Source organism: Paenibacillus sp. FW101-FHT12H11 (assembly GCF_058790355.1).
In genome coordinates, this window is record NZ_JBYTCO010000001.1 from 77,025 (window position 1) to 91,793 (window position 14,769).

At 47.7% G+C, this 14,769-nt stretch carries 14 protein-coding genes; 7 read left to right on the plus strand and 7 right to left on the minus strand.

Annotation, left to right across the window (positions count from 1 at the left end):
* Positions 1-3: 3 nt before the first annotated feature.
* From AC3WTJ_RS00450 to AC3WTJ_RS00460, 3 genes are read right to left on the minus strand one after another with little or no spacing between them, the layout of a single operon-like run.
* Complete coding sequence (locus tag AC3WTJ_RS00450; protein WP_492520104.1) at positions 4-780, minus strand: hypothetical protein; 777 nt, start codon at positions 778-780, stop codon at positions 4-6.
* Between the two features lie 26 nt (positions 781-806).
* Entirely contained in the window at positions 807-1,928 is a 1,122-nt protein-coding gene (glf, locus tag AC3WTJ_RS00455; protein WP_492520105.1) for a UDP-galactopyranose mutase, read from the minus strand.
* A gap of 31 nt (positions 1,929-1,959) precedes the next feature.
* Positions 1,960-2,736 (minus strand): glycosyltransferase family 8 protein, encoded by a 777-nt coding sequence (locus AC3WTJ_RS00460; protein WP_157325908.1) that lies wholly within the window; start codon positions 2,734-2,736, stop codon positions 1,960-1,962.
* 260 nt (positions 2,737-2,996) lie between these two features.
* Here AC3WTJ_RS00460 and AC3WTJ_RS00465 point away from each other — a divergent pair, with 260 nt between their 5' ends.
* The 7 genes from AC3WTJ_RS00465 (at position 2,997) to AC3WTJ_RS00495 (ending at position 10,710) form a co-directional block, all read left to right on the plus strand.
* Positions 2,997-4,322 (plus strand): UDP-glucose dehydrogenase family protein, encoded by a 1,326-nt coding sequence (locus AC3WTJ_RS00465; RefSeq protein WP_492520106.1) that lies wholly within the window; start codon positions 2,997-2,999, stop codon positions 4,320-4,322.
* Between the two features lie 43 nt (positions 4,323-4,365).
* Complete coding sequence (gene galU / locus AC3WTJ_RS00470) at positions 4,366-5,232, plus strand: UTP--glucose-1-phosphate uridylyltransferase GalU (protein ID WP_127456578.1); 867 nt, start codon at positions 4,366-4,368, stop codon at positions 5,230-5,232.
* Positions 5,233-5,259: 27 nt separating this feature from the next.
* Positions 5,260-7,167, plus strand: coding sequence for a DUF707 domain-containing protein (locus tag AC3WTJ_RS00475; protein ID WP_492520107.1), 1,908 nt, complete (start codon positions 5,260-5,262; stop codon positions 7,165-7,167).
* Positions 7,168-7,242: 75 nt separating this feature from the next.
* Positions 7,243-8,397, plus strand: coding sequence for a glycosyltransferase family 4 protein (locus tag AC3WTJ_RS00480; protein ID WP_492520108.1), 1,155 nt, complete (start codon positions 7,243-7,245; stop codon positions 8,395-8,397).
* A gap of 39 nt (positions 8,398-8,436) precedes the next feature.
* Positions 8,437-9,486, plus strand: coding sequence for a CotS family spore coat protein (locus tag AC3WTJ_RS00485; RefSeq protein WP_492520109.1), 1,050 nt, complete (start codon positions 8,437-8,439; stop codon positions 9,484-9,486).
* A 31-nt stretch (positions 9,487-9,517) separates the two neighbouring features.
* Positions 9,518-10,492, plus strand: a complete 975-nt coding sequence (locus AC3WTJ_RS00490; RefSeq protein WP_492520110.1) for a CotS family spore coat protein — start codon at positions 9,518-9,520, stop codon at positions 10,490-10,492.
* 11 nt (positions 10,493-10,503) lie between these two features.
* Positions 10,504-10,710, plus strand: a complete 207-nt coding sequence (locus AC3WTJ_RS00495; protein ID WP_315953694.1) for a hypothetical protein — start codon at positions 10,504-10,506, stop codon at positions 10,708-10,710.
* Positions 10,711-10,730: 20 nt separating this feature from the next.
* On the opposite strand, the gene AC3WTJ_RS00500 is transcribed toward AC3WTJ_RS00495, so the two are convergent.
* The 4 genes from AC3WTJ_RS00500 to wecB all read right to left on the minus strand — a co-directional run bounded on the left by AC3WTJ_RS00500 (position 10,731) and on the right by wecB (position 14,766).
* Positions 10,731-11,780, minus strand: a complete 1,050-nt coding sequence (locus AC3WTJ_RS00500) for a hypothetical protein (protein WP_492520111.1) — start codon at positions 11,778-11,780, stop codon at positions 10,731-10,733.
* 79 nt (positions 11,781-11,859) lie between these two features.
* Positions 11,860-12,696, minus strand: a complete 837-nt coding sequence (locus AC3WTJ_RS00505) for an SDR family oxidoreductase (protein WP_492520112.1) — start codon at positions 12,694-12,696, stop codon at positions 11,860-11,862.
* Positions 12,693-13,682, minus strand: coding sequence for a polysaccharide biosynthesis protein (locus AC3WTJ_RS00510; protein ID WP_407869271.1), 990 nt, complete (start codon positions 13,680-13,682; stop codon positions 12,693-12,695). The genes AC3WTJ_RS00505 and AC3WTJ_RS00510 overlap by 4 nt, the downstream gene beginning before the upstream one ends.
* Positions 13,672-14,766 carry a non-hydrolyzing UDP-N-acetylglucosamine 2-epimerase gene (gene wecB, locus AC3WTJ_RS00515; RefSeq protein ID WP_492520113.1) on the minus strand — a complete coding sequence of 365 codons (1,095 nt, stop codon included), beginning with the start codon at positions 14,764-14,766 and terminating at the stop codon, positions 13,672-13,674. The genes AC3WTJ_RS00510 and wecB overlap by 11 nt, the downstream gene beginning before the upstream one ends.
* Between the last annotated feature and the right edge of the window lie 3 nt (positions 14,767-14,769).

The window sequence follows — 14,769 nt, forward strand, 5'->3', positions numbered from 1 at the left end:
CTCCTAAGGTTGATTAAAAATCCAATCACGAACTTCGGCGTCTTTCACGGGATGAACGAACATAACGTCAGACCGGCTTTTAGCCTCTTTGATTTCTTTCCGTGTAATGGCGGGGCGGAATCGTAGAAACCGTTTGGTGTTATCCCCGTAAATTTTACATTTGCCGCCGTATTTTTTGGCTAATGTAATGTATAGCATTTCACCCAGACAAGGAATGTTCGACGTATCAAACAGATGCTCCAGGCGCTTCTTATTCAGTCCTCCAAGCATCTTCTTAATGATGCCATGACGGAAGACGGACATCGGAGAGGAGGTACGGTAGAAGGCATCGGATTCGAAAATCGACTTCCACCGTTCCCAGTCCTTCCACATGTCCCTGGCAGGAGGCCACGAGGCATTTTTCGGATCGACTTCTTTGCGAAGTATTTTAACCAGGCAGTCGAAGCCTTCCATTTTACTTAACAAGTACTCGCGAAACCCGCCATTGACAAACATGATGTCATATTCCAAATAAACCAGGTACTCATAGGCTATTTTTTTATCCTCAAGAAACCTCATGACATCATAGAAAAACCGGCCGCTGGTGCGCTGCTTCAAAGGACGGCTGTAAGGACAGTACAGGACATTCTCGTCTTCACAAACCTTTTTACCGAAATTCGTATCCTGACCGCCGTTGTAGAAGACGATTTGGACATCCTGGGGATTATATTTGCGGATATTACGAATTTGATTGCGCAATGCTTGTTCATTCTCGTGAGCTAATAAAGCCATACAAATCATGAATGCAGCCTCCTCTGCCTATACGCTTATTTCTGAATCTCATTATGGAAAAGCGTTAACGCACGAGCGACGGCCTGATCCATATTGTAGTATTTGTAATCGGCCAATCTTCCCGCAAACAGCACGGTATCTTTGATTTTGTCAGCTTCCGCTTGATACAACTTGTAGAGGTCTTTGTTTTCATCGCGCGGAATTGGGTAGTAAGGTTCATTTTTACCTATGGTATAGGTTTCAGGGTACACGTAAGAAATGGTTGTTTTGGGAGATTGCTGACCCGTGAGATGCTTTTGTTCCAGAACCCTTGTGTAGTCGTATTCATGCGGATAGTTGACTGTCCCGACTTCCTGATGGAACTCGGTATCCAACGTGTCGAATTCAAAGCGCATGCTGCGGTATGGAAGCTGACCGTGCATATAGTCGAAGTACTCATCAATCGGTCCTGTATAGATCATTCGTTTGTACGTTATTTCGCCGATGAGCTCTTTGTAGTCGGTATTAAGTAAAGTTTTAATATTCGGATGATTGAGCATTTTGTTAAACATAGGCGTATAGCCGTGTTTGGGGAGTCCTTGATAGGTGTCTTGAAAATAGCGGTTATCCCGTGAGATGTAGACAGGGACTCTTGCGGTCACAGACGGAGCAAGTTGTTCCGGATCTAACTCCCAGTGCTTCAGCGTGTATTTGTAGAATACGTTTTGATAAATAAAATCAGCCAAGTCGCTTAGTTCTCCGCTTGCGCTTTGGCGAAGTTTCAAGATCGGCACTTTGACGCCATAACCGAAGTGGTCAATCAGCAGCGCTTCCAGCTTTTCTGCATATTTGGGAGGGAACAAGGCGTAGATGGAGTTGAGATTAAAAGGGACAGGCACCTTCTTGCCATCAATCACCACGCGCACTTCATGAAAGTAAGGACGCCACGGGGTGAACATGGAGAGGTAATTCCAAACCATACTCGAGTTCGTATGAAAGGTATGGGAGCCGTACTTATGAATCAGTATGCCGTGTTCGTCATAGCAGTCATAGGAGTTACCGCCAATATGATCTCTTTTGTCGACAATCAGGACTTTCTCTCCCCGTTGGGAGGCAATTCGCTCTGCCAGCGTTGCGCCTGTGAAGCCTGCGCCAATGATTAACCAATCTGTTTTCATTACTCGACCTCCTGAACGTTGGGTTGTGCCGCTAGTCTAGTTTCCAATTGGTTTTTTTCGCATATTTGAGATACTCATCTTTAAACTTGGGATTGTGCCAGCTGTTCCAAGGCTTTTTATCCGTTGTGTAATGAATGATGGCCGGAGCGAAACGCTGATGGTGGGAACGGTGCACTTGATAGTTCCACTTGGGGTCGAGCTTGAGCCACTTCTCGTGCAGAACGGCGTTTAAAGCATCTTGATCCATGAATTTAAGCTTCTCCGGATTTTTTCTCATATAATGTAGAACTTTCTCCGAGGTTTGGTTATCACGCCATTTTTTCAAGTTCAGGAGCAGCACGCCTGCGTTAAAATAGCCAAATTTTTCAGGAATGGAAAGTTCTTCGAAACGAAGCACTTTACCGGGGATCGGCACAGCGCCGAGATGGTACTTATCAATGTTGACATCCCACAGGTTGGTAATATCCTCTTTCACAATGAGATCACAATCCAAATAAAGCGCTTTGCGGACATCCTTCGGCAAGAGGGCTGGAATCGCAATTCGATAGTAGGTTTCTTTACTCAAATGGTAACGAACGACGACATCTTGAAAGAGAGAGTCCTCTACCGTTAAAAAAGAAAGCTCCACTTGGTAGGATTTCAAGGCATTATGAAGCTTCTGCTTGTTCTCGTTAGATATTTTGCCGTCGATCACATAGAGGGAGAGGGGCCGATTCGTTGATTTATGTTCGAATAAGGAAGTAAGCATCACTGCCAAATGCTTCACGTACTTGTCATTGGTAGCCACGACGATATGGATTCTTTCCAAGCGTAATCCTCCTTCGTACACATTGGTTTTTACCCGTCTAGATATTTGTATTACCGGAGGGAAAGGGTGGTTTGTACGTTTGTCCCGAAAAGCAGAATAAAGCTTGCTCAGGTAGGTAGAAGTTGATTTTTCCTAGGGGTTAGTTATCCGTCCGAGTTTGTAATAAGACAAGGCGCATACACTTTAAGATGACAGTGATTAATGTCTACCCGCACCTGCGGTTAGCATCAATGAACTCTACACAACAAGGGAGAGCGGCCATGAAGATTTGCATGATTGGAACTGGTTATGTAGGACTCGTGGTTGGGGCATGTTTGGCGGAAATGGGGCATGAAGTCATTTGCGTGGATAATAATCCCGCCAAAATATCCGCATTGCTCAGCGGTCAATTGCCCATTTACGAACCTGGATTGGAACGGCTGGTTGAACGAAATGTGCTAGAGAGTCGGTTAAGCTTTTCATTGGATATTAGCGAATCTGTTGCACAGAGCCAATTCATTTTCATCGCTGTAGGAACCCCTCCGTCTGAAGACGGGTCTGCCGATCTTACTTATGTGATGAAGGCCGTCGAGCAGATTGGTGCAAGCATCCGGGATTATGCCATTGTGATTACGAAATCAACGGTTCCTATCGGCAGCAGCGAGCGCATACGAGGCATCATTGAAGAGCAGTTGAAGAACCGAGGGCTCACGGACTTGGAGTTCGATATTGTTTCGAATCCGGAATTTTTAAGAGAAGGCGCTGCCGTCAATGATTTCTTGAACCCTAACCGAATTGTTGTCGGGATCAGCAACTCCAGAGCACTGGCTTATATGGAGAAGCTATATTTGCCGCTTACGAGCAAAGGATTTCCTATCGTCCACATGGATATTGCCTCTGCTGAGCTTGCCAAATATGCTTCCAACGCGATGTTGGCCACACGGATCAGTTTTATGAATGAAATGGCTGGAATCTGTGAAGCTGTCGGTGCCGATATTGAACGGGTTCGTCAGGGGATGGAGCTCGATCATCGGATTGGCCATTACTTTTTATCAGCTGGGGTCGGTTATGGCGGCTCTTGTTTCCCTAAGGATGTACGGGCTATTATCCAAAGCGCCACGGAGCGGAATATTCCAACGCATATCTTAGAAGCTGTCGATAAAGTGAACCATAAGCAGAAGCAAAAGCTGTTTGAGATGGTTGTAGGCCATTTTGGTGAAGATTTAAAGGGGCTTAGATTGGCCGTATGGGGATTATCCTTTAAACCGGAAACCGATGATATTCGGGAAGCACCGTCCATTGAGACCATCGAACAGTTAAGGAAACGCGGGGTCCAGATTCAAGTTCACGACCCGGTCGCCTTGCAGAATGCATACCAGGCTTTAGGTGAAGAGAATATTACGTATTTCACAGGGCTCTATCAAGCTCTTATGGATGCGGATGCGCTGTTGATATTTACAGAGTGGAAGCAGTATCGGTCGGCGGACCTTGGCCGTATCAAGAACTTGCTGAAGCAGCCGGTACTTTTTGACGGAAGGAACTTATTTAATCCCTACATGATGAAAGAAGAAGGATTCGTCTATCAAAGCATCGGTAGGATGAAGTGATCGTTCATCCTATCCCAATCCACACAGAAGGATGATGATCATTATGAAAGTTCGGAAAGCAATAATTCCTGCAGCAGGTCTGGGTACCCGGTTCTTGCCGGCAACCAAAGCGATGCCAAAAGAATTGCTGCCGATCATTGATAAACCTACGATTCAATTTATCGTGGAGGAAGCGGTTGCTTCAGGCATTGAGGATATCATCATTGTGACGGGAAAAGGCAAGCGTGCGCTGGAGGACCACTTCGACAACGCTTTTGAGCTGGAATACCATTTGCAGCAAAAAGGGAAGTTGAGGATGCTGGAAAAGGTGCAGGAACCGGCGCAACTGATCGATATCCACTACATTCGCCAGAAAGAGCCGAAAGGCTTGGGCCACGCCATCTGGTGCGCCAGAAAGTTTATTAATGATGAGCCGTTTGCTGTTCTGCTTGGCGATACATTCGTACAGTCCGATGTTCCCTGCTTGAAACAGATGATGGATTATTTCGATAGGTACAAAACATCGATTATCGGTGTGCAGCCTGTGAATCCCAAGGATGTTTCGAGCTACGGCATCATTGACGCCCAGCTGTTGTTTGATCGCTTTTACAATATTACGAAGCTTGTGGAGAAGCCGAAGCCTCAGGAGGCTCCGTCTAATCTGGCCATGATTGGCCGATATATTTTGACCCCCGCTATTTTCGACATCCTGGAGGGGCAGGAGCCGGGCGTCGGGCAAGAAATCCAGCTGACCGATGCGATCTCGAAGCTGAATGAGCAAGAGGCGGTTCACGCTTGTGAGATTAACGGCGTCTGGCATGACGTTGGCGATCATCTGGGTTATGTGAAAGCGATTCTTGATATCTCGGTGCAGCGGGAAGATTTGAGACAGCCTATTTTGGACTATATCCGGTTTATCGAAAGGAAATAACGATGGGGTTAAAAAGGAGCGAGCGAAATGACGCGATTTGAAGTCAAAGGTGACAAGAGGTTTCTTGTAATCGGCAGAGTGGGCGATACCTCTATCCATCAGCAATGGCTGCAGCCTGCGGAGTATAAAAACTTCGATCTTTGTCTTAGTTATTTCGGAAATACGCCGCAGAGGTATGTGAACGATTGTGACTTCTATCATGAAATCCCAGGGTTGAAATGGCCTACGGTGAAGGATACGATTGAAGCCTTTGGGGATGGCATCTACCACTATGATGCGATCTGGATGCCGGATGATGATATAAGCGCGAATGCTTCTGACATTAATCGCATGTTCAAGATTTTCATGGAGCAGGGTCTGGAGCTGGCACAGCCGAGCTTAACACAAGACTCCTACTATGGACATGGGATCACGCTGCAAAATAGCAACTACCATTTACGATATTCCCAGTTCATTGAACCTATGGTTCCACTCTACACGAGAGAAACTTTCCAGAAGCTTTTGCCTACGTTTGAAAAGAGTGAATCGGGCTGGGGCCTCGATTTTGTTTGGCCTAAGGTTCTGGGGTATCCGCATCAAAAATTAGCCATTATTGACGAGGTCGCTGTCAAACATACAAGACGTGTCGGGGGCGGCGATCTCTATAAAAATATATCAGGCTCCCAATGGGACGATTTGTACCGAATTACAGCCGAATATGATGCACCCATTAACTTCCGTATGACCCATTATGGCGGCAAACCGAAGGGCAAACGCGTCATGTTTGCGCTGTTGGCTCACAAAGATGAGCACGTCCTTGCCGCACAGATTGAAAATATTCGTAAATTCAACCCGGAAGCGGGCATTGTCCTTTATAACGGAGGCGAAGACAGCCAATTCGGGAAAGGCATGAATGCCGCCGTTTGCGAGTACAGCCGCCACTTGACCTGGGGACATCTGGCGCCCTTTCTATGGGACGTAATGAAATGGCTGGATGAGCATAAGGTGAACTACGAATATTTGGTCAATCTTGACGATGATATGCTCTTCGTGAAGCCTGGCTTCGAGGCTTATCTGGATCAAACGATGCGGGGCTACGACTGTATGGGTTGGGATATGCAAACCTGTCGCAACGTACGTGAGGCAGACAACATGAATAAGCAATCGATGTGGGAAGAATGGGGTCGTTGGGGCTCCTTGTTCCAGACAGACCATTTCCTTCGATACTTTAATCCTACGCAGGTTTACCGGCGCGGTATTGTGAAGAAGATGCTGAAAGCTGCGGATGTCTCGTTGGTCGATCAATGGCTCTCCGAGAGTCAAGTTGTGGCCTTGGAAGAATTTTTCTTTGTCACCTTCGCTGCCTCATTGGGTGGGAAATGCCGTGAGTTTCCACGGGACCAACGGTTGAATGTGATGCGGCATGAGCATGAGATTGAGCAGAATGAAGCGCACGCCGCCATGCACCATTACATGTATCATACGATCCATCCTGTCAAAGGAGATCGGCTCCTTCACCTGCACAACCAGCTGATGGCCGGGGATATTCCTTATGTGGATCCGAATCCGCCACAGCCGCAACCGCAGCCGAGTCCATCTGCGCAAGCAAGGCGCCCCTTGGTACGAAGGAAACGTGTTGTTCTGAAGAAAAGGCTGCTTCCAAGGAAAAAGCCGATGCTGAAAAAAGCAGCAGGCAAGAGAAAAAAAGTGCTGAACAATAAAAAGCCGCTTCTAAAGAAAAGAGTGAAGACGGTTAAGGCAGTTAAGACAGTTAAAACAATTAGAACAATCAGAACAGTTAAACCAGTGAAGGCAGTCATTCCTAAGAAGCCCAAAAGTGGGAAGAAGCGTATTCAGCCTAAAGTAGGCATGAAGAAACTTTCAGCTCCAGGAAGAGGTTGGGCTAAGCCCCAGTCGACCATATGGAGCAAGTTTGGTAAGAAGGTGGGCGCGTAAATCTAAGCATGTGGCATAATCATGAGGATTGAGGATTAAAACCTCCACGAAGAATCACTGATTGGAGTGGTAAAGATGAAGATTGCATTTATTTGCACTGAAATGCTTACCGTTCCGCCTATTAGGGGTGGCGCCATTCAAATTCTAATCAATGGCGTCACCCCGCATATTGGCAGTAGGCATGATCTCACGATTTTCTGCATTACGGACCCCGATCTCCCCAATCGGGAAGTGGTTGACGGAGTCAAATATATACGGATTCCGCGCGAGGATTACGTGAACGACGTTGCCAAGGAGCTGTCTAAGCAGCGCGCCGGCAACCAAAAGTATGATGTGATCCACGTGTTTAACCGTCCGAAAAATGTGCCTGCCTATAAAGCAGCCATGCCGAACGCCCGTTTTGTCGTCAGCTGCCATAACGAGATGTTCCGAGAAGGAAAGATCACACCGGAAGTGGGTCGTTCCGTGATCAAAATGGTTCATAAAATTATGTCGATTTCCAATTATATCGGCCAAACGATTATCAGCCGTTTCCCTTCGGCCAAGGGAAAAGTGAAGACGGTATACTCAGGTATCAACTTGCAGCATTATAAGCCGATCTGGACATCTGAAGCGCAGGATCTTCGGAAGGAACTCCGCCAAAAATATGGCGTGGACAATAAAAAGGTCATTTTATTCGTAGGGCGATTAAGCAAAACGAAAGGTCCCGACGTGCTGATCAAGGCCGTTGAGCAGGTAAGCAGGACCCAGAAAGATGTCGTGCTCGTTATTATCGGAAGTAAATGGTTCCATAATGAGCAGTTGGATGAGTACGGGGCAAATCTTCGCCAACTGGCCAAATCGCTTGGGGACCGGGTGATCTTCACAGGTTTTGTTCCACCGAGCGAGATTCCCGTCCACTATTTGCTAGGAGATATTTTCGTTTGCTCTTCCCAGTGGCAGGAACCTCTGGCGAGAGTTCATTTTGAAGCGATGGGCGCGGGACTTCCGATCATTACAACCAATCGCGGAGGGAATGCAGAAATTATCAAACCGAATGCTAACGGTATTGTGATCGAAGATTACAGCAATCCAGGGGCGTTCGTAAAGGCGATTACGTTTCTGCTATCCAATCCTGCCGAAGCACTGCGTCTAGGCAAAGCAGGCAGAGTGGTTGTAGAGAGCAACTTTGGTTTCGAGCATGCGGCTAAGCGGCTTGAAAACTTATACGCCCCAGACAAAAGCAAATGAGCTTAAAGCTTGAGGCCATACATCTACGGAGGTGTCAGCATGGATACTACTTTTTCGGACGTAGTGAAGAAGGTTATGACGCACTATCCTTTGAAGGTGAAAAATATTTATCTCTTATCCTTTAAAGGGAAAAAAGCAGTCTGGTCCATCCAAACCGACATGGGTGAATGGATTATGAAAAAGGTGCCATTCGATGAAACCCATATTGATTTCATGCTCCATGCCATTACCTATCTCAAAAACAATGGCGTTAACACGCCTGGCGTGCTCAAAACCAGTTCTGGCGAAGGTTATGTGAAATTAAATGGGGAATATTTCGTCGTTTTTGAAACCGTATACGGACGTTCACCGGAATATAACAATGATGGTGATTTAGCTCTCATGCTAAAAGGAATGGCAGCTTTTCATAAAGCATCAAGAGGGATCGAATCTCCCAACGGTTTCTACCCTTCCTATCTGTTGACGAAATGGAAATCGGATTTGCAAACGAGAATGGAGCGCCTGAAAGCCTGGAAAGAGCAGCGTCAGCAGGTTAAAAATAAAAATGAGTTTGACCGTGTCTTCCTAGCGAATATAGATACTTTCCTACAGCAAGCGCAAGCAGCACTTACGACGCTGAATCAGCCGTATTTTGAACAATGGGTGAAGGAAACGGAGAAGACCAAAACACTGTGCCATCAAGATTTTGCAGCGGGTAATTTGGTTGTAGGCAAAGATGGAAAACTCTATGTCTACGACATGGATTCCTTGACGGTAGATCTGCCTGTGCGCGATATGAGGAAAATATTAAACAAGGTCATGAAGAAAGACGCCAACTGGAACCTCCCGATGATGCTCAAAATGATGAAGTTTTACCAGCAGGTCAATCCTTTAACGAAAGAACAATATCTGATTCTGGCAGCAGATATTCAGTTTCCCCATTTGTTTTACGGACAAGTGTCCAAATATTATGAAAACCGCGAGGACCAATGGACGGTTGACAAACATATCGTTCGTTTGAAAGATATGATCTCTACCGAGCTGAGCAAAAATGCGGTTCTGAAATCGTTCCTCGCCCGTCTGGATGAGGTGGTGAAACGTGGTTCCTAGTCAGGAAGAACTCCATTTGGGGAAACGTCTCATGGCACAAAGTTATCCACAGATAGTCATTAAAAACATCCAGGTTATACAAAGCGGAGGCATTAAAACGATATGGAAGCTGGAGACTTCTGTAGGAACCGTTTGTCTGAAGCGGATACGGAAGTCCATTCCGATCGTCAAATTCACCACAGCAGCACAGGCTTATCTGTACCAAAAAGGAGCCAATGTTGCAGCGATTATTCCAACGAAGGATGGCCAGCTCTATTTTGTCCATGAAGGTTATGCGTTGGTTCTCTATGCTTGGGTCGTGGGAAGCGACTTGGAAATGGATCGGGTGCCGGAGCATCTCTATACGGGGTTGAAGGGTCTCGCTCAATTCCATAAGGATACCGTAGGGTTTATCCCTCCTGATGACTGTGAGGTCTATAACCGAATGGGGGTATGGCCGAGTCATTTTAGCGGGATGTGCGAAGAGCTCAAGCAGTGGAAAGAGCAGGCTAAGCAAGGAAAAACGCTTTTCCATCAGTCTTATGTGAAGACCGGCGATACGATGATTCAGATGGCAAGCCATGCCGTCAAGCTGCTGGAAGCGTCCTGTTATGCGGATTGGGTGGCTGACATCGGTCATCACGGTTACATGTGCCATCAGGATTACGGCAAGGGCAATGCGATTAGGACGGATCGAGGCGTGTGTGTGTTGGACTTGGATAATCTGACGTATGACATTCCATTGCGCGATATCCGGAAGCTCCTGACAAAGCGCATGGAAGAACTGGGACGCTGGGATGCCGATGAGCTGAAACGGTGCATGAGCTATTATGAAGCTGTTCTTCCGTTCACGCCTGAGCAAATGCAGGTGCTTTATATTGATTTGCTGTTTCCGCATAAGCATTATGGCTATGTCAAAACGCCTTTCAAAAAAGGCGAACCAGGGGACGAGAAAAAGCTGAACAAGATTGTGTTATTTGAAATGGAGAAGCTGCCTGTTCTTAAGAAACTCATCAAGGGATTTTGAGGGGGAACACTATGAGGTCAGAAGAGGAATTTGTCGGCCGGGGCTTGCAGTTTGCTGAACTGCTAAGAAAAATTGCGGATCAAATAACAGCAGATAATCTCGTTATTCGAGGTAAACAAATCACCTTGCCGAATGTTGATATGGAATTTAAAGTGAGTCATAAGAGCGATTTGGGTGCAAATAAACTGACAATCGGGATTGAATGGGTGGATAAATAAATAAGAGGACGGAGTGGGGATTATCCCAGCTTCGTCCTCTTTTTGGGTTTGGCCGTTTTTTGTTTCGTGGCAGATCGGGAACGCAGCGGCTTTTTGGCAAGCTTCTTTATCATTCTTTTTCGGCTGCGCTTTCCGAACTTGAGCTTACGCCGTTTGATGCGTCTTCGAGGAAGTGCTCTCTTCAGAAGTCTCCTGCGCCTGATTCTTTTTCTTCTTAGAGCGGCAGGGCGAGGAGCGGGCAAGGCAACTGGCATTGGTTCCGGTTTGGGAAGCAAAAGCTGATGCATCTCCAGCAGTTTATCCCCTTTTACCGGATGAATCCAATAGTAGTAAGGATGATCTCGATGCCGCTGTACATTTTCAAAGGTGACGTTTTCGCCCCAGCGGACCATATCGTTATACTTGGCTCCCTCGGGGTATTCCCGAACCCTGCCGCCGCAGGCCATAGCCAGTGTGACAAAGAAAACTTCTTCCAAAGCAGCGGCCTCCGTTATACCGAACAGGTGATCTACGGCGGCATGGTCGACATGTGCGAGCATACGTCTGACGATATCATGCCTGTAGACTTGGCCAGGGTTAAAGTAGGTCAGAAAGCCTTCTGTCCGGAAAACCGGCTGCCATAAATGCCATTCCTTCATCATGTTTCGTACAGGCAGGGAGAAGTCGTGATCCCGGTTGTTTTCGAGCCTCCAGCCCATGCTGTCGGACTCAGCCATCACCTCATCCAAGAAGGGCTGGAAGCCGTGTTTCACAAACATCACATCATGATCCAGCGACATGAGATATTCATAGCCGGCGCCAATTTCCTCCAGCCATTTCATGATCTCCCACATACCCGGCGCGATAATGCCGGCTTTTAAGGGATGGCTGTGCGGAAAGGACCAGATGTTCACGTTTTTTCCGAAATCGGGATTAGGCCCGCCGTTGTAAAGAAGAATGCCGGCTTCAGGATTAAAAAAATGAATATTTTCGACCTGTGCCGCCAATACCTGTTCGTTCTCGTGAGCGATTACGATAATGACCAATTTTTTTTGGATCAGTTCATTTATGTGAGTAGGCGTCATATCCATTGCGGCACTCACCACCTTATGATTTGTTTCGCTGATGCGCTGTATTTATCATATTCTGGAGCTGGCAAAGTGTGAGAGGCTAGTCAGCGTGTTTCATCCACGCATGCAAGTCAGCAATCATTTGGGGATAAGAAGAAACCGGATAGTTGAAGTCAGCTCTTGTGGAGACTAAGCTCTTGTCGGATAGGAATTCATCGTTAGCGTGAATGGTGACGGCATCATGATGGAACTGCTGCTGAATCAGCTTCAGCAAGTCATATTTGGAGAGCTTTGGCTGGCCGGCAAGGTGTACAAGCCCATCAATAGGATGCTGGAAGCACCAGTCGATGGCTTTAGCCAACTCCAACGTCGTAACCCCGTTCCAGAACACCTTGCGATAGCCCTGAATGTCGCCTTTCTGCTGCATAAACCAGTGAAAGAGCCCAATGCCGTTCTGCTTTAACTCAGGCCCGATAATCGAAGTGCGGATCGTCAACACGCTCTGGCCGATGACTTCGCCCAGGCTTTTGCTTTTGCCGTAAACCGACAGGGCATCCGCGGGATCAGATTCCGTGTAATCTCCGCGCGAACCTGAGAACACACAATCGGTGCTGATGTGAAAAAGGCGGAAGCCATACGGCTCCGCAAATTCAGCCAGCATATGGGGAAACAGGCTGTTGACATAAATGGCTTCAGCCTGCCGCGTTCTAGCCTCTTCATTCAGCAAGCCGACAGCGTTGATGACGGCATCCGGCCCAATCTGTTTCAGCAGATGCCGCAAGTGCTCATCGTTCCTGACGTCCAGCGCTACAGCCCGAGGGTCCGCCGGATCGGCGGATCGCACGGTCGTCCATACGTCACCCTTATGCTGACGGGTAAAATAGCTTTTCAACATGTGTCCGGCCATGCCCTGACCGCCGATAATGAGTAGTTTCAAGGAAGAAATCCTCCTTTAAGCAGCATCTGTAAAATCTCTTGGGATGTCATGAGTGAATCGTTGGAGGCATACTGGGTGAAGGTTGTTTTGGGCAAATGACTGTAATGGTCATAGAGGGAGGGCGTCGCATTCGCAGGGAGGATGACAAAGTATTTCTCGTTGTATTGGTAGGTATAAGGGATTTCATGTGAAGAAATAAGCACTTCATGCAGCTTCTCTCCGGGACGGATACCGACATCCTTCACGGACAGAGGTTGGTCCGATAATTGCTCCATGAGGACTTCAGCCAAATCAAGAATGAGGCAGGCATTCATTTTCATCACAAAGGTTTCTCCGCCTACAGCCGCTTTGGCCGCGCTTAGCAGCAATTCAATCGCTTCAGGCAGCGTCAGGAAGAAACGGGTCATGTCCTTGTGCGTAAGAGGGAGGGCTTCTCCTTGCAATATGCGGTTTTTGAAGAAAGGGACGACGCTGCCGTTGGTGCCAAGCACATTGCCGCCTCGAATACAGACAAACTGGGTTGTGGAGCTGAGATCATTCGCCCGAACCATGAGTTTCTCTCCCAAAGCTTTTGTCATCCCGTAAAAATTGATCGGATCTACGGCTTTATCGGTGGAGACGTCGATGACTTTTTTGACGCCGCCCCGAATACTGCCTCGGATGACATTTTCGGTTCCTTTTACATTCGTTTTGAGCGCTTCATCCGGTTGGGCTTCACAGATCGGCACGTGTTTGAGGGCGGCCAAATGAAAGACATAATCGACGTTCCGGCAGGCGTCCTCGACAGCTTCCTGATCCCGGACATCACCGATCATAAAAGTGAGAGAAGGATGGAAGGCGAAGTCTCGCTGCATCTTCACTTGTGAGAATTCGTTTCGGGAGAAAATGCGAATTTCCTTAGGTCCCTCCTGCAAGAGGCTGCGGGTAAGCTCCTGCCCCCAAGATCCGGTTCCCCCTGTGATGAGGATTGTTTGATTATGAAACATAGCTCTGTCCTCCTAGTACAATATTGACAACCTTACTCGATACATTCGGGTCCAGATAGCCATCTGGACACTGCCATGTATGGTGAGGCTGCATCATCAGCTTGACGCTGGCGGCGATCCGCTCAGGCACAAGACCGGAAAGTAAATTGCTGCCGCAAAGCAAAGTTTCCGGCCGCTCGGTGCTTTGGCGAATGGTGACGGCCGGTACGCCCAGAATGCAGCTTTCTTCCTGCACCGTGCCGCTATCCGTAATGACGCAGACGGCATGCTTCTGCAGCTTCAGAAAGTCGAAAAACCCAAATGGCGGAAGGAAACGAATGAGCGGGTGGGAAGCCATAACCCCAAGCTTATCGAGGCGGTCCTTCGTGCGGGGATGCGTGCTGCAGATGATAGGGAGCTGTGTATCTTCGGCTACAAGCTGCAAACCTTCGATAATTTGCCGCAGTCGGGCTTCATTATCGACGTTTTCGGCCCGGTGGGCGGTAACGAGGAGATATCCCTTATCCGATAGGCCTAGTTCGTCTAAAATACGACTCGCATCCGCCTGCCCTTTGTAATGCTCCATCACCTCATAAATCGGATTCCCCGTCATCCAAATTCGCTGAGAAGGAACACCGTCCCGCAGCAAGTTCTCGCGCGCGCCGGGCGTATAAGGCATATTGCAGGTAGAGATGGCGTCGATTGCTTTTCTATTAATCTCTTCAGGAACGCGGGTATCATAACAGCGATTTCCAGCTTCCATGTGATAGACGGGAACACCATGCCGCTCGCCTATGAGAGCGGTGAGCGCACTGTTGGTATCGCCAAGAACGAGCATGCGATCCGGTTTCTCCTTCAGCAGCACTTTCTCAACTTCGACGAACATTTGCGCAATTTGCTCGCCAACGGTTTGCGCTTGAAGCCGAACATGAACGTCGGGGAGCCGAATGCCCATTTGCTCGAAAAAGACGTCGCTTAGCGTGCGATCATAATTTTGTCCGGAATGCACGAGTAGATGTGAATCGGCAAGGAGATCCAGTTTGGCGATCACTAAGCTTAACCGGATAATTTCGGGGCGTGTTCCTAGGACTGTCATGATCTTCATCGC